Annotated in this window: 14 protein-coding genes; 8 read left to right on the forward strand and 6 right to left on the reverse strand. The window is 69.1% G+C overall.

Annotation, left to right across the window (positions count from 1 at the left end; genetic code table 11):
• Positions 1–34: 34 nt before the first annotated feature.
• The 7 genes from EYF70_RS05460 (at position 35) to EYF70_RS05495 (ending at position 11,641) form a co-directional block, all read left to right on the forward strand.
• Complete coding sequence (locus EYF70_RS05460; RefSeq protein WP_131144505.1) at positions 35–2,320, forward strand: CHASE2 domain-containing protein; 2,286 nt, start codon at positions 35–37, stop codon at positions 2,318–2,320.
• A 288-nt stretch (positions 2,321–2,608) separates the two neighbouring features.
• Positions 2,609–4,201, forward strand: coding sequence for a ShlB/FhaC/HecB family hemolysin secretion/activation protein (locus EYF70_RS05465; protein ID WP_131144506.1), 1,593 nt, complete (start codon positions 2,609–2,611; stop codon positions 4,199–4,201).
• Between the two features lie 15 nt (positions 4,202–4,216).
• On the forward strand, positions 4,217–7,300 hold the full coding sequence (locus tag EYF70_RS31345) for a two-partner secretion domain-containing protein (RefSeq protein WP_218943755.1): 3,084 nt from the start codon (positions 4,217–4,219) through the stop codon (positions 7,298–7,300).
• Positions 7,266–8,078, forward strand: coding sequence for a FecR family protein (locus EYF70_RS05480; RefSeq protein ID WP_131144507.1), 813 nt, complete (start codon positions 7,266–7,268; stop codon positions 8,076–8,078). The genes EYF70_RS31345 and EYF70_RS05480 overlap by 35 nt, the downstream gene beginning before the upstream one ends.
• 123 nt (positions 8,079–8,201) lie before the next feature.
• Positions 8,202–10,457, forward strand: a complete 2,256-nt coding sequence (locus EYF70_RS05485) for a heavy metal translocating P-type ATPase (RefSeq protein WP_229420713.1) — start codon at positions 8,202–8,204, stop codon at positions 10,455–10,457.
• Positions 10,454–10,855, forward strand: coding sequence for a Cu(I)-responsive transcriptional regulator (cueR, locus tag EYF70_RS05490; RefSeq protein ID WP_131144508.1), 402 nt, complete (start codon positions 10,454–10,456; stop codon positions 10,853–10,855). Before EYF70_RS05485 ends, cueR begins: the two co-directional genes overlap by 4 nt.
• Positions 10,856–10,921: 66 nt before the next feature.
• Positions 10,922–11,641, forward strand: a complete 720-nt coding sequence (locus EYF70_RS05495) for a glutathione S-transferase (RefSeq protein ID WP_131144509.1) — start codon at positions 10,922–10,924, stop codon at positions 11,639–11,641.
• A gap of 3 nt (positions 11,642–11,644) precedes the next feature.
• On the opposite strand, the gene EYF70_RS05500 is transcribed toward EYF70_RS05495, so the two are convergent.
• From EYF70_RS05500 to EYF70_RS05510, 3 genes are read right to left on the reverse strand one after another with little or no spacing between them, the layout of a single operon-like run.
• Complete coding sequence (locus EYF70_RS05500) at positions 11,645–11,845, reverse strand: heavy-metal-associated domain-containing protein (RefSeq protein WP_131144510.1); 201 nt, start codon at positions 11,843–11,845, stop codon at positions 11,645–11,647.
• Between the two features lie 54 nt (positions 11,846–11,899).
• Positions 11,900–12,658: a LytR/AlgR family response regulator transcription factor gene (locus tag EYF70_RS05505; RefSeq protein ID WP_131144511.1), complete on the reverse strand. Its 759-nt coding sequence runs from the start codon at positions 12,656–12,658 to the stop codon at positions 11,900–11,902.
• Between the two features lies 1 nt (position 12,659).
• On the reverse strand, positions 12,660–13,766 hold the full coding sequence (locus EYF70_RS05510; protein WP_229420714.1) for a sensor histidine kinase: 1,107 nt from the start codon (positions 13,764–13,766) through the stop codon (positions 12,660–12,662).
• A 143-nt stretch (positions 13,767–13,909) separates the two neighbouring features.
• Here EYF70_RS05510 and EYF70_RS05515 point away from each other — a divergent pair, with 143 nt between their 5' ends.
• Positions 13,910–14,827: an alpha/beta hydrolase gene (locus tag EYF70_RS05515; protein ID WP_131144512.1), complete on the forward strand. Its 918-nt coding sequence runs from the start codon at positions 13,910–13,912 to the stop codon at positions 14,825–14,827.
• 238 nt (positions 14,828–15,065) lie between these two features.
• Here EYF70_RS05515 and EYF70_RS05520 read toward each other — a convergent pair whose 3' ends face one another.
• The 3 genes from EYF70_RS05520 to EYF70_RS05530 all read right to left on the reverse strand — a co-directional run bounded on the left by EYF70_RS05520 (position 15,066) and on the right by EYF70_RS05530 (position 18,344).
• Positions 15,066–16,964, reverse strand: coding sequence for a PhoH family protein (locus EYF70_RS05520; protein ID WP_131144513.1), 1,899 nt, complete (start codon positions 16,962–16,964; stop codon positions 15,066–15,068).
• A gap of 358 nt (positions 16,965–17,322) precedes the next feature.
• Positions 17,323–17,745, reverse strand: coding sequence for a peroxiredoxin (locus EYF70_RS05525; RefSeq protein ID WP_229420882.1), 423 nt, complete (start codon positions 17,743–17,745; stop codon positions 17,323–17,325).
• Positions 17,746–17,957: 212 nt separating this feature from the next.
• Positions 17,958–18,344, reverse strand: coding sequence for an Mth938-like domain-containing protein (locus EYF70_RS05530; protein WP_131144514.1), 387 nt, complete (start codon positions 18,342–18,344; stop codon positions 17,958–17,960).
• Positions 18,345–18,517: the final 173 nt, after the last annotated feature.

The raw sequence follows: 18,517 nt of genomic DNA on the forward strand, positions 1-18,517 counted from the left end.
CTCCCCATGCCGCGTGCGGCACCCCGCGATGACGATGCCGGCCCTTGCTGACAGGCTGGGCCGCGTGCGCCAGCGCGTGCGCCGCCATGCGGCGCGCACGCTGGCCGGCCTGCTGCTGACGCTGGGCGCGGCGCTGCAGGCCGGCGGCTGGCTGCACCTCGACACGGTGGCGCGCATGGACACCTTCATCGCCGGCCTGCGCATGCGCATCGAGCCGGCCGAACTCGATCCGCGCATCGTCATCGTCGACATCGACGACCGCAGCCTGACCGAGGTGGGCCGCTTCCCGTGGAGCCGCGACGTGATGGCGCGGCTCGTCACGCAACTGACCCGGCACCATGGCGCAACGGCGGTCGGCTTCGACATCGCGTTCCCGGAACCGGACAACAGTTCCGGCTACGGAGTGCTGCAGGGGCTGGCGCGGAATGAATTGCGCGACGTCCCCGGCCTGGCCGCGCAGCTGGCGCGGCTGCGGCCGCGGCTCGATTACGACGGCCAGCTGGCGGCGGCGCTGGCCGGCCAGCCGGTGGTGCTGGGCTACGCCACCGGCAGCACCCAGGCAAAGGGCGTGCTGCCGCGGCCGGCGTTTACCGAGGAAGCGCTGAACGGGCGCACCCTGCACGCTTACCGCGCCCCCGGCTACGAGGCGAACATCGCCCGGCTGCAATCGGCCGCGCGCGGTGCCGGCATCTACTCGGTGGTGCCGGATGCCGACGGCGTGGTGCGCCAGGCACCGCTGCTGCAAAGGATCGGCAACGGCTATTACCCGGCGCTGTCGCTGGCCACGGTGGCCGCGGCACTCGACGCGCGCGCCATCGCGCCGCTGTGGGAAGGTACGGTCGACACGCTGTCCGCGGCCGGCCGCGCCGCCGGCGGCCTCGATGCGATCGCGCTGTTCCACCCGCATGGCAGCGTCCGCATCCCGGTCGGCGAAGGCCTGACGACCACCGTGCAGTTTCGCGGCACGGGCGGGCCGCGCGGCGGCGCCTTCCGCTATGTATCCGCCGCCGACGTGCTGCGCGGTGCCGTGCCGGCCGGGGTGCTGGAAGGCGCGATCGTCCTGGTCGGCACCACGGCGGTCGGCCTGAACGACCTGCGTGCCACCCCCGTCTCGGCGGTGTATCCCGGCGTCGAAGTCCATGCGAACCTGATCCGCTCGATCCTGGATGGCAGCTTCAAGGCCCGTCCCGACTATGCGCCGGCCGCCGAACTGCTGCAGGTGCTGGCGCTGGGCGTGCTGCTGTCGTTCGCGCTGGCCGTGCTGGCGCCGGCCCCGTCCATCGTGCTGGCGCTGGGCGCCGCGCTGGCGGCGGGGTGGCTCAATGTCCACCTGTACGCGATACATGACATGGCGCTCGACGTGTCGATGGCGCTGCTGCTGGTCCTCGCGCTGTTCATCCTGAACCTGGCCTGGGGCTACTTCTTCGAAGTGCGGCGCGGCCGCGCGCTGGTGGCGCGCTTCGGTGAATACGTGGCGCCTGAACTGGTGGCAGAAATGGCCGAGGACCCGCGGCGCTACGGCATGGAGGGCGAAAGCCGCGAGCTGACCGTGCTGTTCGCCGACGTGCGCGGCTTCACCACGATCTCGGAAGGCCTGGCGCCGCAGGTGCTGCGCGAGTACATCAACCGCTACCTGACAGCCATGTCGGCCGACATCCGCGACAGCCATCGCGGCACGCTCGACAAGTACATCGGCGACGCGGTCATGGCGTTCTGGGGCGCGCCGGTGCCGTTCGCCGACCATGCGCGCCGTGGCGTGGCGACGGCGCTGGCGATGCAGGCCACGGCGGCGCGGCTGAACGCCGAGTTCATCGAACGCGGCTGGCCGCCACTGGCGATCGGCATCGGTCTCAACAGCGGCACCATGCACGTGGGCGACATGGGTTCGTCGATCCGCCGCGCCTACACGGTGATGGGCGACGCGGTCAACCTGGGCGCGCGGCTGGAAGGCCTGACCAGGATCTACGGCGTGGGCATTTGCGCAGGCGCCGCCACGCGCGCCGCCGCGCCGCAATTCGCCTGGCGCGAGCTGGACCTGGTGCGCGTGAAGGGCAAGCAGGAGCCGGTGGCGATCCACGAACCGGTGGCGCCGCTGGACGGGATCGACGGTTCCGTCCAGGCCGAACTGGCCGACTGGCACGAGGCGCTGGCGCTGGTGCGCGCACAGCGCTGGGACGATGCCGGGGCGCGCCTTGCCGACCTGCACGCGCGCTTCCCGGAACGCGCGCTGTACACGCTGTACGCCAGCCGCGTGGCGCGCTACCGGCAGCACCCGCCGGGCGCTGACTGGGATGGCGTGACGACGTTCGACAGCAAGTAAGGTTACAGCGTGCCCGGCGGGAGCTCGCCATCCCTGCGCGAAATGCCCGCAACGTTGTCCTGGTTCGGCCAAGGCCGGCGCGCGTGCGCGCAGTCCCGGCAACGTTGCCTTGGTTCTCGTTGCCTTGGTTTTATCAACCGCTGGCAATCTGTCGCTTTTTCGTTGCACTTCCGGTCAGTGCTATATCGAAATTGATATTTCTTTGTATAAATACCGGATAATGCGCGCTCAACCGCGGCCGCGCAGCGCTGCGCGGGCCGACAGCCATATCCGGAATCAACGCACACCATGAATCACCGCTCCGCGCGCCTGCTGGCAGGCGCGATCCTTGCCGCCGCAGCCGGCGCGCCCAGTACCGCCAGCGCCATGCAGGACACCGGCCCCGCGCCGCTCCGCTTCGAGATCGACCGCTTCGACGTCACCGGCAACACGCTGCTGCCGGCCGCCGTGGTGGAGCGGGCGGTGGCGCCCCATGCCGGCAAGGAGCGCGATTTCGGCGACGTGCAGCGCGCGCTGGAGGCGCTCGAAGCGGCGTACCAGCAGGCCGGCTACAGCGTGGTCACCGTCGAACTGCCGGAACAGGAACTCGATGGCGGCGTCGTGCGGCTGCGCGTGGTGCAGGCGAAGATCGGCCGCGTCACCGTGAAGAACAACCGTTATTTCGACGAGGCCAACATCCGCCGCAGCGTGCCGGGCCTGCAGGGCGGGCAGACGCCGAACATCGCCGCCATTTCCGCCAGCCTGAAACTGGCCAACGAGAATCCGGCCAGGAAGACCGCGCTGAAGCTGCAGGGCGGCAGCGCCGGCGACGAGGTGGACGCGGTGCTGGACGTGGCCGACGAGCAGCCGTGGAAAGTCATGGCCAACCTCGACAACACCGGCTCCAGCCAGACCGGCAGGACCCATGCCGGCTTCGTGCTGCAGCATGCCAACCTGTTCAACCGCGACCACGTGCTCTCGCTGCAGTACACCACCACGGTCGAGCGGCCGGGGCGCGTCAAGGTGTACGGCGTCGGCTACCACGTGCCGCTGTATGGGCTGGGCGGCTCGCTCGACGTGTTCGGCAGCTATTCGAACATCGATTCGGGCAGCGTCACGGCCGGCGTGTTCGACCTGGCAGTCAGCGGCAAGGGTGCGGTGTACGGCGCCCGCTACACGCACGCCCTGGCCCGGCGCGGCCGCTACGATGCCCGGCTGGTATTCGGCATCGACTACAAGGCGTTCCGCAACAGCATCGTGCTGCTGGGGCAGGAACTGGGCAACGACGTGACGGTGCGCCCGCTCAGCGCCGCGTACCTGGGCACGTGGACGCTGCCGGACGGCGAGCTGGCCGGCTCGGCCACGCTGGTGCGCAACGTGCCGGGCGGCTCGCGCGGCAGCCAGGCCGATTTCACACGCGCGCGCAGCCATGCCAGGGATGACTACACGCTGCTGCGCCTGTCCGGCAGCTACAGCCGGCTGCTGCCGGGCGAATGGCAGGCGCGCGCCATCGTCAACGCGCAGCTGACCGGCGCCGCGCTGGTGCCGGGCGAGCAGTTCGGTGCCGGCGGCGTGGCCTCGGTGCGCGGCTTCGCCGAGCGCGAGATCGCCAGCGACGCGGGCGCCGGCGGCAACCTGGAACTGTACACGCCGAACCTGTGCGGCAAGCTGGCCTGGCAGTGCCGCGCGCTGGCCTTCTACGACACCGCGTACGTGAAGCGCAACCATGCGCTGCCCGGCGAGCTGCAAAGCACCGCGATCGCCAGCGCCGGCCTGGGCTTGCGCGTGATGCTGCCCGGCCACGTCAACCTGCAACTGGATTACGGCCACGTGCTGCGCGGCGGCGCCACCGGCCGCGACGATGCGAACCGCCTGCATGTGCGGCTCGGCCTTTCCTACTGAGGCAACGGAATCACCATGAACCACATCATTTCCCGTGCGCCCTTGCGGCGCAAGCTGCTGGCCGCCACCATCGCCGCCTGCTGCGCCACCTGGCTGTCCGCTGTCCATCACGCGCAGGCCAATCCCACGCTGCCGCAGGTGGTGGCCGGCCAGGCCGCGTTCAGCCAGGACGGCAAGGTGTTCTCGATCACCAACGCGCCGAACACGATCATCCACTGGCAGAGCTTTTCGGTGGGCAGCGACGAAATCACCCGCTTCATCCAGCAAAGCGCCGACAGCCGGGTACTGAACCGTATCACCGGGGGCGACCCCAGCACCATCCTCGGCTCGCTGCAGTCGAATGGCAAGGTCTACCTGGTCAACCCGAACGGCGTGCTGTTCGGCGCCGATGCGCGGGTCGACGTCAACGGCCTGGTGGCATCGGCGCTGAACCTGTCGAACGGGGACTTCCTGGCCGGCAAGCACATCTTCGAGGGCGCCGGGGGCAGTGTCGTCAACCAGGGCACCATCACCACGCCGCAGGGCGGGCAGGTGCTGCTGGTCGCGCCGAACGTGCACAACACCGGCATCATCAGCGCGCCGAACGGCGACGTGCTGCTGGCCGCCGGCCGCAGCGTGCAGCTGGTGGACTCGAACGACCCGGCGGTGCACGTGGTGGTGTCGGCGCCGGAAGACCAGGCGCTGAACCTGGGCGGTATCGTTGCCGCGGGCGGCCGCGTGGGCATCTACGGCGCCTTGCTGAGCCAGCGCGGCACCGTCAACGCGGACAGCGCGGCGGTCGGCGCCAACGGCCGGATCGTGCTGAAGGCCAGCCGCACGGCGCTGCTCGAAGCGGGCAGCGTGACCAGTGCCCGGAGCCCCGGCGGGGGCGACGTCCAGGTGCTGGGCGGGCAGGTGACGCTCACCGGCGAGGCGCGCATCGACGCCGGCGCCGGCGTGCTGCTGAAGGCCGCCGCCGGCGGGCAGGTCGCCATGGATGCGGGCACCCTGGTGCATGCCGGCGGCGATGCAGGCGCCATGCCGCAGGTATCGTTCGTGGCCGATCACGTGCGCCTGGGTGGCAAGGTGGACACGGGCGGCAACGGCTTTGTGTCCTTCACCACGGCCAGCGCCGGCCGGCCCATCGCGCTGGGCCGCGGCGACGCATCGAGCCTGGTGCTGGCGCAGGCCGGCCTGGCCAATGTGGACGCGTGGGAAATCAACGTCGGCAACAGCGCCCACACGGGCGGCATCGCGGTCGCCGATGCCATCGCGCTGGAAAACACCGCGCTGTTCCTCGAATCGCGCGGCGACATCTCGGTGGCCTCGGCCATGCGCACCGGCGGCACCCTGTACCTCGCCAACACCACCTCGGCCGGCCGCATTGTGCTGGGGGCGGGCGCCGCGCTCGCCGGCCAGCGCGTCATCCTGCGCTCGGACGACGTGGCGATCGACCCGGGCGCCGGCATCGGCGCCGGCGACGTGGCCATCGATACCTATTCCGACACGGCCGCGATCACGCTGGGCGCGGGCGCCGCCTACCTGGACAGCGCCGAACTGAACACCGTGCAGGCGGGCAGGCTGGCGGTCGGCACGCGCGACGGCTACCGCGGCAAACTCACGGTCACCGGCGCGCTCGACCTGTCCGGCACGCCGATCGCCGGCGGCATGCTGGCGCTGCAGGGCGCCAGCGTGGCGATCGACGGCGCGCTGCGCGTGAAGGACGGCGTCACGCTGGTGGCCACCGGAGGGGCTGTCGCCCAATCGGCGCCGATCCAGGCCGCCACGCTGGCGGTTTCGGGCACCGCCGTGGCGCTGGACCATGCCGCCAACCACGTCGGCCAGCTGGCCGTGGCATCGGCGGGCAGTGTCGGCTTCCGCAACGACGGCGACCTGGCCATCGCGCGGCTGGCCGGCATCGACGGCATCCATGGCACCGATATCGCCCTCGCGGTGACCGGCTCGCTGGCGTCGGCCGGCGGCACGATCGCCGGCGAAACGCTCGCGGTCACGGCCGGCGGCAGCGTCGGCGCGGCCGGGGCACCGCTGCTGACGGCGGTCGGCCTGCTGGACATCGCCGGCACCGCCACCGAGGGCAGCATGCCGATCGTCATCACCAACAACCGCCCCGGCTACGCGAATGCGCTGACCGTGCACCGCCTGAAACTCGACCTGGGCAACGGCGGCGCGATCACGCTGCGCAACTATGGCGCAACGACGATCGGCGCGGCAGGGCTGGTGCAGTCCGGCAGCGGCGCCATCGCGATCACCGCGCACAGCCCGCTCACGGTGGATGGTACCGTGGTGTCGCGCAGCGGCGACATCGCGCTGGAAGCTGCCCGCAGCGGTTCCCCGGACGACCGGCTGACCGTGGGCGACACCGCCAGCGTGACTTCCGACACGGGCGGGATCCGGCTGACGGCCGGCGACCGGATCACGGTGTCGCCTGGCGCCACCCTGGCCACGCGCGGGACGCTCACGCTGCAGGAAAACACGAATATCCCGTCGCCACCACCACCACCGCCACCGCCGGAACCACCGCTACCACCGCCGCCTCCACCGGTGCCGACACCGGAGCCGCCGCCCCCGCCGGTGCCGGCACCGGAGCCTCCTCCTCCTCCTCCGCCGCCAGCGCCGACGCCGGAGCCGCCCCCGCCGCCACCAGCGCCGGCACCGGAGCCTCCGCCACCACCGCCGGTCCCGGCACCGGAACCTCCGCCGCCCCCGGCACCGGTACCGGAACCCCCGCCAACGCCAGCACCGGTGCCGGTACCGGAACCTCCGCCGCCGCCAGCACCGGCACCGTCGCCGGAGCCGCCACCGCCACCGTCGCCGGTGTCGGTGGATCAATGCCGGCTGGCGCCGCAGCTGCCGGCTTGCCAGGCCATCGCGCCGCCGACGGCGGCCGAACCGGTCAAGCCCGTGCAGGTGGCGTTGAACGAGTTCATCGCGACCGTCCCCCGCGACGTGAAGAAAAGCGACGCGCGTTCCGTTCCTGCCGCGCCAGGCAGCGGCGACGCGGCGCCGGCCGAGGATGTAGAAGACACCGGCGGAGGCAATGCCACCGCGCAACAAGGATCCAGAAATGACAAACCCGTGGTCAAGAACTATTGCAACTGACACGGCCATCGGCCGCCGGCCCGCGCCGGCGCCGTGGTGCCTGTCGCCCTGGCATGTCCTGTGGCTGTGCCTGCTGCTGGGCTGCGCGCAGCTGGCGTGGGCGGCGCCGGTGGCCGGCATCGTGGTGCGCCTGTCCGGCCCGCTGCTGGCGAAAAAGGCCAACGGCGCCGTGAAGATCCTCGCGCTGAAATCCGAGGTCGAGAACGGCGACACGCTGGTGACGGAAAAGAACACCTACGCGATGGTGAAATTCATCGACAACAGTGAAATCACGCTGCGCCCCGGCTCCACGATGACGATCGAGAACTTCAGCTTCGCCGCCGACCGCCCGGAAGGCGACGCGGCGACGTTCAACCTCGTCAAGGGCGGGCTGCGCTCGGTCACCGGCCTGCTGGGCAAGCGCAGCAAGGAAAAGTTCGAGATGAAGACGCCGGCTGCCACGATCGGCATCCGCGGCACCACGTTCATCGCCGAGTTCGTTGCACCACCGGATGGCGCCGCGCCCGCGTTACCGTCCGGCGCCCAACCCGCGCGTCCACCGGGCCTGTACGTGCAGGTACTGGACGGCATGATCTTCGTCGCCAACGGTGCCGGCGGCGCCGCTTTCAACGCCGGCCAGTTCGGCTACGTGCCGGGCATTACCCGGCCGCCGCAGCTGCTGCCGGCCAATCCCGGCATCCAGTTCACGCCGCCGGTCAAGTTCAACAGTCCGATCGGTCCAGGCGACAGCGGACCCGGCAGCGCGGCGCCGAACAGTGTCGACTGCGAGGTGCGCTGAGCCGGCCGTTGCGCTGAGCCTGTCCTTGCGCTGAGCCTGTCGAACGGCTGCAGCAGAAATGCCTTGACCTTCCCATCATGGGATACTTGATGATGGCGACATCATGGCAGCAGGAGTATCCCGATGAGCAATCAGCTTTCCCACGACGTCCGCATTGGCGGCATGAGTTGCGCGGCCTGCGTGGGCCGCGTCGAAAAGGCCCTGGCCGCCGTGCCGGGCGTACGCAGCGCCAGCGTCAACCTGGCCACCGAAACCGCCCGTGTCGAGACCGACGCGCCGCTGCCGTTCGACACGCTGCGCGCGGCCGTCGAGCACGCGGGCTATGAAGCGGGGCCGGTCGCCGCGGCGGCCGCTCCCGCCGAGCAGGCGCCGGATCGCGGCAATTTCGCGCTGCGCTGGCTGCGCGGCGCCAACGAGGGCTTGCCGGTGCTGCTGGCGGCCCTGTTATCGCTGCCGCTGGCCGCGCCGATGCTGCTTGCCCCGCTGGGCGTCGACGCGATGGCGCCGCCCTGGCTGCAATGGCTGCTGGCCACGCCGGTGCAATTCCTGTTCGGCGCGCGCTTCTACCGGGCCGGGTGGAAGGCGGTGCGGGCAGGGGCCGGCAACATGGACCTGCTGGTGGCGCTGGGCACCAGCGCGGCCTATGGGCTGTCGGTCTACCTGATGCTGGCCGGCCATGCCGCCCACCTGTACTTCGAAGCGTCTTCCGTCGTCATCACGCTGGTCTTGCTGGGCAAGTGGCTGGAAGCGCGCGCCAAGCGCCAGGCCACGTCGGCGATCCGCGCCCTGCGCACGCTGCGGCCCGAATCGGCCCGCGTGCGCCGCGACGGCATCGACAGCGACGTGCCGGTCGATACCGTGCGCCCCGGCGACCTCGTGGTGGTGCGGCCCGGCGAGCGGATCGCCATCGATGGCGAGGTGGTGGAAGGCACCAGCGACGTCGACGAAGCGCTGGTCACCGGCGAAAGCCTGCCGGTAGCGCGCCGGCCGGGCGACCGCGTGACGGGCGGCGCGATCAATGGCGCCGGCCTGCTGCTGGTGCGCACTACGGCCACCGGTGCCGAGACCACGCTCGAGCGCATCATCCGCCTGGTCGAGGATGCCCAGGCGGCCAAGGCGCCGGTACAGCACCTGGTGGACCGCGTCAGCGCCGTGTTCGTGCCGGTCGTGCTGGCGATCGCCGCGCTGACGCTGGCCGGCTGGTGGCTGGCGTCCGGCGACCTGGAAACGGCGACGATCAACGCGGTGGCGGTGCTGGTGATCGCCTGCCCGTGCGCGCTGGGGCTGGCGACGCCTGCGGCGATCATGGCCGGCACCGGCGTGGCGGCCCGCCACGGCATCCTGATCAAGGATGCCCAGGCGCTGGAAACCGCGCACGGCATCACCACCGTGGTCTTAGACAAGACCGGCACGCTGACGCAAGGCCGTCCCGTGCTTGCCGCGTTGCGCGCGCACGGCATCGCGGAACCGGAATTGCTGGCGCTGGCCGCCGCGCTGCAGCGTGGCAGCGAGCATTCGCTGGCCCGCGCCGTGATCGATGTGGCCCTGGAGCGCGCGCCGGATCTGCCGGCGGTCCCGGCGGCGCAGGCGGTGACGGCGTTGCCCGGCCGCGGCCTGGCGGCGGCGGTGGGCGGGCGCGACCTCGTGCTGGGCAGTACCCGGCTGATGGAGGAACGCCATGTCGACCTGGCGCCGCTGCTGGCCGACGCGCATGCGCTGGAACGCTCCGGCCATACCGTGTCCTGGCTGGCCGACGCGGGCGGGCGGCAGTTGCTGGGCCTCCTCGCGTTCAACGATCCGCCGAAGGCCACGGCGCAGGCGGCGGTGGCGCGGCTGCATGCGCAGGGCATCGCCACCTCGATGCTGACCGGAGATAACGCCGGCAGCGCGCAAGCCGTGGCCGCGGCGGTGGGGATCGGCGGCGTGGCGGCAAACCTGCTGCCGGCCGACAAGACCGCGCACATCGCGGAACTGAAAGCGCAAGGTGCGCGGGTGGCGATGGTCGGCGACGGCATCAACGATGCCCCCGCGCTGGCGGCGGCGGACGTGGGCATCGCCATGTCCACCGGCACCGACGTGGCGATGGAGGCGGCCGGCATCACGCTGATGCGGGGCGATCCGGCGCTGGTGGCCGATGCGCTCGACATCTCGCGGCGCACCTTCGCCAAGATCCGCCAGAACCTGTTCTGGGCCTTCGTCTACAACCTGGCCGGGATTCCCCTGGCGGCGCTGGGCATGCTGAGCCCCGTGATGGCGGGTGCGGCGATGGCGCTGTCGTCGGTCAGCGTGGTCACCAATGCGCTGCTGCTCAAGCGCTGGAAACCCGGCCGCTGGCAACCCGGCACCCGGCATGGGGCATCGCGGGAGGAAAAGGCATGAATATCGGGCAGGCAGCCGCCGCCTCGGGCGTCACGGCGAAGATGATCCGCTACTACGAAAGCATCGGCCTGGTGCCGGCGGCGCAGCGCACGGAGAGCGGCTACCGCGTCTACGGCGACAGGGAAATCCACACGCTGCGTTTCATCCGCCGCGCGCGCAAGCTGGGTTTTTCCCTGGAACGCATCGCCGGCCTGCTGTCGCTGTGGCAGGATGGCAGCCGCGCCAGCGGCGACGTGAAACGCATCGCCCTGGACCACGTGGCCGAACTGGAAGAGCGCATCCGCGAACTGACGGAAATGCGCGACACGATCGCCACGCTGGCCGCCTGCTGTCATGGCGACGAGCGGCCCGATTGCCCGATCCTGCGCGGCATCGCGGCCGGGACCGAAGCGACGTAGCGTCACGATGGCGCCGTACTCTGCCGCGCCGGGCTAGAATCGCCGCCAACCGACCAAGGAGGCGCTGTGGAACCTTATACCCTGTATTACTGGCCCACCATCCAGGGCCGCGGCGAGTTCGTGCGGCTGGCGCTGGAAGAAGCCGGCATCGACTACCGCGACGTGGCGCGCGGCGCGAAAGGCATGCCGCAGGTGAGCGCGTCGCTGGACTTCCGCTGCGAGCCGCTGGCCGCGTTCGCGCCGCCCGTGCTGCGCGCCGGCGAACTGCTGATCGGGCAGACCACCAACATCCTGCTGTTCCTCGGCGCCCGCCATGGCCTGGCGCCGCGCACCGAGAAGGGCCGGCTGTGGTGCAACCAGCTGCAGCTGACGATCGCCGACATCGTGGCCGAGGCGCACGACTCGCACCACCCGATCTCGGTGAACAGCTATTACGAGGACCAGAAGAAGGAAGCGCGCGCCCGTTCCAAGGACTTTCGCGCGGAACGGATCCCGAAATTCCTGGGCTATTTCGAGAACGTGCTGGCGGCCAATCCGGCGCGCGGCAATTTCGCCGTCGGCGCGCGGCTGACCTACGTGGACCTGTCGCTGTTCCAGCTGCTCGAAGGCTTGCGCTACGCATTCCCCAAGACGATGGCGCAGCTCGAACCGCAGTGGCCGCGGCTGGTGGCGCTGCGCGACGAGGTGGCGGCGCGGCCGAACATCGCCGCGTACCTGAAGTCGAAGCGGCGGATTCCCTTCAACGAGGACGGGATCTTCCGCCGCTATCCGGAGCTGGAGAAGTAGCGGTCAGCGCGCGCTCGTGACCGGGTAGCCCGCGTCCACGATGGCCGCCTTCACCGCGTCGAGCGGCGCGCCCGATTGCACCTTCACCCCCTTGGCTGCCAGGTCGACATCGACCTGGGCATTGCCGTCGACGGCCTTGACGGCTTTCGTGACCGCGGCGACGCAGTGGCCGCAGCTCATATTTTCAACTTGCAGTTCGTACATGATGACTCCTCGATTGACGATGGCGCCACTGTAACCCTTCCCACGGGGGGAAGGTCAAGCCTGCAGCGCCGCCTTCAGCGCCGCCACGTAGCTGGCGCTGACGGGCACCACGCCGCCACAGCGGAGCATCAGCTTGTGGCTGCCTTCGCCGCCGCTGACCAGGCTGGCGATCTGGTCGCGCCGCACGATCGCGCCGCGGTGCACGCGCAGGAAGCACGCCGGGTCGAGCAGGGCTTCGAGGCGGTTGAGCGTGATCCTGTGCAGCACCGTGCGGGCCGGCAGATGCAGCTCGACATAATTGCCCGCCGCTTCCATCCACAGTATCTCGTCGACGATGACTTGCTCGATGCGGCCCACCGAGCGTACGCCGATGCGCTCCGGGTACGGCGATGCACCGGCCTCGGCATGGTCGCGCAGTGCGGCGCCATAGGCTTCGCGCTGGCGCTGGCGCAGCATCGCCGCGGCGCGTTCCACGGCCTGGGCCAGCCGCGCATCGTCCAGCGGTTTCAGCAGGTAGTCCAGCGCATGCACTTCGAACGCGTCGACGGCATGCGCGCCATAGGCGGTGACGAACACGATCAGCGGCGGCTCGCGCAGCCGCGACAGCTCGCGCGCCAGCACCAGCCCCGTCTCGCCGGGCATCTGCACGTCGAGGAAGATCACGTCGACCTCGTGCTGCGCCAGGCTGGCGCGGGCCGCCCCGTTGCCGTCGCATTCGGCCACCAGTTCCCAGCCGGGATGGTCGGCCAGCGCCAGGCGCAGGTTGGCGCGGCCCGGTTCCTCGTCGTCGACGATCAGGTAGCGGATCGGCATGTCATTCCTTCGCCAGCGGCAGCCGCAGCTCGGCCACGAAGCGTTCGCCGCGCACGCCGGCATGCAGCGCGGCGCCGGGCGTGATGCGCTGCAGCCGGTCGCGCGTGTTGGCCAGTCCCAGGCCGGCGCCGGGGTTCGGCGACGCTTGCGCGGGCACGCGGTTGGTGACGGTGACGACCATGGCGTCGCCGTCGCGGGCGAAGGACAGCGTGATGTCGCCCGGGCCATCGTGGCAATCGATGTCGTGGCGCAGCGCGTTTTCCACCAGTGGCTGCAATGACAGGGGCGGGCAGTCGACTTCGTCCAGCAGCGCGTCGCCGGCTCCCTCGATGGCCACGCGCAGCCGGTCGCCGTAGCGCAGGCGCTGCAGGTCGAGGTAGTCGCGCACGAACTGGAGTTCGGCCGCCAGGGTCGCCGTGTTGTCCGTGCTGGCCGCCAGCGCATAGCGCAGCAGGGTGCTGAGGCGGCCGATGCCGGCCAGCGCCACGGGCTTGTCGCCGGCGCGGACCAGGGCGCTGATGGCATTGAGGGCGTTGAACAGGAAGTGCGGTTCCAGCTGCGCGCGCAGCGCCAGCATGCGCTGTTCCTCCAGCTGCAGGCGCAGGTTCAGCATGTCGTTCTGGGCGCGCTGCCAGGCCAGTTCGCGGTCCTTGGCCTGGCGCCAGTAGTGGATCGCCAGGATGGCGGCGAAGGTGGCGGTGGTGGTGAACCAGCCGACCAGCAGCATCTTCATCAGCAGGCGGCGCACGTCGGCGAAGCTGGCGATGTCGAGGTAGTCGCGCAGCCAGGCGATGTACAGCCATTGCGCTGGCTGGAACAGCAGCACCAGGCCGATGAACAGCAGCACCACGTTGCGCGGCCGGGCCACCAGCACGGGCCAGCGGCCCAGCGCGGTGACCAGCACCGCGGACAGCACCATCAGCGGAACCGCGTATTCGATGAACCAGGTGGCCAGCAGCACCGGGTAGCGGCTGGCCACGCCGGTGCGCAGGTTGTCGCTGTAGGTCTGCAGCGCGCCGAGGGCGCTGATGGCTGTCCAGACCAGCGCGCTGAGGATTACGGTCCGCGCGGCGGGCCTGGGAAGGTGGAAAGGGGAAGCGCTCTGCATGGTCATTGGCGAAAAGTATACCAGCGGCCCCGCGGCGCGCCGGGGCCGGCCGTCCCGCGCATGCCGCAATCCGTCCCACGCGGCTCGGCGGCGCGGGCAGGGCGCGGCACAATCGGCGACCCGATCATGAAGGAGACTTTGCATTGAAAACGCTGCTTGCTTTGCTCACCCTGTGCTGGAGCTGCGCCGCCGCGTCGGCCACCCCATCCGCCCCATCCGCCCCATCCATCCCCTACACGCTCGATAACACCGAGGTGCGCGACGTGCATGCCACCGCGCTCAAGCGCGACTACCAGGTGTTCGTGGCGCTGCCGGACTCGTATCGCACCTCGACCCGGCGCTATCCGGTCGTCTTCGTCGTCGATGCCAACTACGCCTTCCCGGTCGCGCGCAATATCGCCTCGCGATTGCACAGGCATGCGGGCATGGAGGAGGCGATCGTGGTCGGGCTGTCGTATGCGCAGGGCGACTCGGGCTCGTACAGCCGCGGCCGCGATTACACGCCGAGCGTGCCGCGCGCCAGCGCCACCCGCTACCACTCCGACATGCCGGGCCGGGCCCCCGCATTCGGCGAGGCGGCCGCCTACGCCCGCTTCATCGCCAGCGACGTCTTCCCGCTGATCGCGGCGGGCTACCGGGCCGACATGGGCCGCAAGATCTTCGTCGGCCACTCCTACGGCGGCCTGCTGGGATTGCAGGTGCTGCTGACGAATCCGCGCACCTTCGAGCACTACATCCTCGGCAGCCCGTCGCTGTGGTTCGACCGCGGCGTGATGTTCGACCGCGAGCAGGCCTACGCCGCCGCGCACAAGGAGATGCCGGCCTCGGTCTTCTTCGGCATCGGCGCCCGAGAAACGCTGGCGCCCGGCAAGACGCGCTCGCGCAGCAAGGAGCAGGCCGACATGGTCGCCGACCTGCGCGAGTTCCAGGCCTCGCTCGCCGCGCACCGCTACCGCGGCCTGTCCACCACCGTGAAAGTGTTCGCCGACGAAGACCACGCCAGCGTCTTCCCGCTGGTCTTCACCCATGGGCTGCGTGCCTACCTGAAATCGACGAAATAGTTGCCAAAAACCGGGGGCGTAGCCGGGGTTTCTAGGAGCATCGCTCCTTGCCGGCGTAGCGGTAATGCCATGCATGGCATTACTCCTTCCTGTCCCCGATTCTTGGAAAAATTTCCTTCCGTCACTAAAATGGCCGGAGTTGCCAAAAACCGGGGTCTGACCCCGGTTTCAAGAAACATTGCGGGCAGTAAAAAGCCCCGCCGGCTTGCGCGGGCGGGGCTGGATGGAGCGGGAGTGCTTACAGCACGTCGCTCGCGTGGTCGGCCAGGCGCGAGCGTTCACCGCGCGCCAGCGTGACGTGGCCACTGTGGGCCCAGCCCTTGAAGCGGTCGACTACGTAGGTCAGGCCGCTCGAGCCTTCCGTCAGGTACGGCGTATCGATCTGCGCGATATTGCCGAGGCAGAGGATCTTCGTGCCCGGGCCGGCGCGCGTCACCAGCGTCTTGATCTGCTTCGGCGTCAGGTTCTGCGCCTCGTCGATGATCAGGAACTTGTTGACGAACGTGCGGCCGCGCATGAAGTTCAGCGACTTGATCTTGATGCGCGAACGGATCAGGTCCTGGGTGGCCGCGCGGCCCCATTCGCCGGCGTCGTTGTCGGACTTGTTCAGCACTTCGAGGTTGTCGTCGAACGCACCCATCCACGGCCCCATCTTTTCTTCCTCGGTACCCGGCAGGAAGCCGATGTCCTCGCCCACCGGCACGGTGACACGGGTGACGATGATCTCGTTGTACAGCTTCGTCTCCAGCACCTGGGCCAGGCCGGAAGCCAGCGCCAGCAGGGTTTTACCGGTACCGGCCTGGCCCAGCAGCGTGACGAAGTCGCATTCCGGATCCATCAGCAGGTTCAGCGCGAAGTTCTGCTCGCGGTTGCGCGCGGTGACGCCCCACACGTTATTCTTGTTGTGCGAGTAGTCGCGCAGCACGCGGATCACGGCCGTCTTGCCGTTCAGCTGCTTGACCTGGCCGTAGAACGACGCTTCGCCATTGTTCGGCTCCAGGTACACGAACTGGTTCACCAGCAGCGATGGCACGAACGGCCCGGTCACGCGGTAGAACGTGGTGCTGTAGCCATTCTTGTTTTCCTGCCACGACTCCATGTCCTTGCCGTGCTTGTTCCAGAAGTCGTCCGGCAGCTGCACGATGCCGGAGTACAGCAGGTCGGTATCTTCCAGCACGTGGTCGTTGAAGTAATCCTCGGCAGGCAGGCCCAGCGCGCGCGCCTTGATGCGCATGTTGATGTCCTTCGACACCAGCACCACGGCGCGGCCTTCCTGGTCCGCTTCCAGCGAGCGGACGACGGCCAGGATCTGGTTGTCCGCCTTCCCTTGCGGCAGGCCTTCCGGCAGGTCGGCGATCTGCAGGCGGGTCTGGAAGAACAGGCGGCCCTTGGCATCCTTGTTGCCCAGCTTGGACAGGGGGATGCCCTGTTCGATCGCATCGTCATCCGTGTTGGCGACGAGCGCATCGAGCGTGCGCGAGACCTGGCGCGCGTTGCGGGCGACCTCGGACATGCCCTTCTTGTGGTTGTCCAGTTCTTCCAGCGTCATCATCGGCAGGTACACATCGTGTTCCTCGAAGCGGAACAGCGATGTCGGGTCATGCATCAGCACGTTGGTGTCGAGCACGAACAGCTTGGTGCCGCCGATCTGGTCGGCATGGCGGCTGGTCGACGACTTGATCGTCACCTCGACCGGCTTGTGCTTGGCCGGATGCGGTGCCTCGGCCTTGATCGGCGTGACCTTCGCGCGCGGTGCCTTGGCCGTTGCCGGCGCGGCTTCGGCGGCTACCGGCGCAGCAGCGGGGGCAGGGGCGGCGGCGACCGGCGCCGGGTAGTTCACCTTGGCCGGGGCGGGCGGCGCCACGGCGGGTGTTTCGGCCGCGGTCTTCGCGGCACCCTTGCGGGCGGTCTTCTTCGCCACCGGCGGCAGCGGCTCGGCCAGCACGGTCGGCGTCACGACATCGAGCACAGGAATCGATTGCTCGCTGCGCTCGGAAGCGGACTTGCCGCGCGCGGATTTCTTCTTCGGCACTTCGTCATGTTCGGGGAACGGTACCGGGTTGGCGCCGCTCGCCTTCGGGTAATCTTTTGCCAGCAGCAGGGTGGCCGGCTTGGTGGGCAATTTTGGCAGTGGCATCAGGATCTCGTCTTAAAAAATGTCCCGCGCGGCCGGATGGGCCACGCAGACAGGTCGATGGGGAATACAGGGGATGCCAAGAGGGCAGCAGGGTGCCCGGATAGCGGAACCACCGGAGTGGTTACAACAAGGAGAGGAGAACGCTGTCGACTCAAAATCTGGCTGCACGTACTACGGTTAGGGTTAACCGGAATGTGCGCGCCGCACTCGATGCCTGGTTCAGGACCTGGTCCGAAACCTGGTTCAAGAACTGGTCCAAGAACTGGTTCGAAACCTGGTTCGGGACCTGCTTCGATCCCGGGTTTGCTACCGAGCTTGGTGCCGGGCTTGATGCCGGGCTTGTAACCGAGTCCGATACTTAGCCCCGGCGCGCTACAAATTCCAGCACTTCATCGACGTGACCGGGTACCTTCACGCCACGCCATTCTTTCACCAACCTGCCTTGGGCGTCAATGACAAACGTACTGCGCTCGACCCCCCGGACTTCCTTGCCGTACATCTTCTTCTGCTTCATCACGCCGAAGGCCTGGCAGACCGCTTCCTCGGGATCGGAAATCAGTTCGAACGGCAGTCCCAGCTTGGCCTTGAAGCTTTCGTGCGAGCGCAGCGAATCGCGGCTGATGCCATAGATTTCCACCCCGGCCGCCGTGAACTGTTCATGCAGGTCGCGGAACGCCATGTTCTCCGTGGTGCAGCCGGGCGTATTGTCCTTCGGGTAGAAGAACAGCACGGTGGCGCGAGCGGGACGCCCGGACAGCGTGAACGTCTGGCCGCTCGTCATCGCGGCGCTGAAATTGGGCAAGGATGCGTCGGGAAGTGACGCGGCGAGCGCTACGGCCACCACGGGGGCATCGGTTTGTTCGGGGCTATCGGCCACGCTGGTTCTCCTGGAAGCATTGGTATGCACCGGCGACGCGGGCGTCGGGCGATGCAGCTTTGATATGGCGGCGCCATACGGTAAATCAAGGGATGGCCCGATGCCGGGCCGGGTCCTTACCGGGGCGCGTCTTTCTCGATGATGAGGGCCAGCAGCGCCTTGCGCCCTTCGCCCATCAGGATGTTGTAGGTGCGGCAGGCCGCGTTGGTGTCCATGCACTCGACGCCGATCTGCTTCGAGGTCAGCGGCGCCGACAGGCGCGGGTGCACGAAACGCTGCCGTTCGCCGGTGCCGAGGATCACCACGTCCGGCCCTTCGGCCAGCAATTGCTCGAAATGCGCCACGGTCAGGTCCTCGAAGCGCGCCACCGGCCATGGCTGGGGCGCCTTTTCAGGCAGCACGAGCAGGCTGTAGTCGAACGGCTGGGCATTGATTTCCACGCCGCCGGCGAAATAACCGGTGACGGTCTGGTATTGCTGGGTGTTGCTGGAATGGAGCTTCATGGGACTCGCCGCTTCATGTTCATCTGGATTCGCGAAAGAGACGCTATTGTAACGTTTTGCCATCGCCATCGGCCCGGCGCGGTTGCCTAATCGAACTTTATTCGGCAGAATGGGTCATTTTCGCAATGCAGCATTGGTATTTCGCGCTGCGTGCAACACTCGCGTTTCCGGGG

This window comes from Pseudoduganella albidiflava (assembly GCF_004322755.1).
GTDB classification, from domain to species: Bacteria; Pseudomonadota; Gammaproteobacteria; order Burkholderiales; family Burkholderiaceae_D; genus Rugamonas; species Rugamonas albidiflava.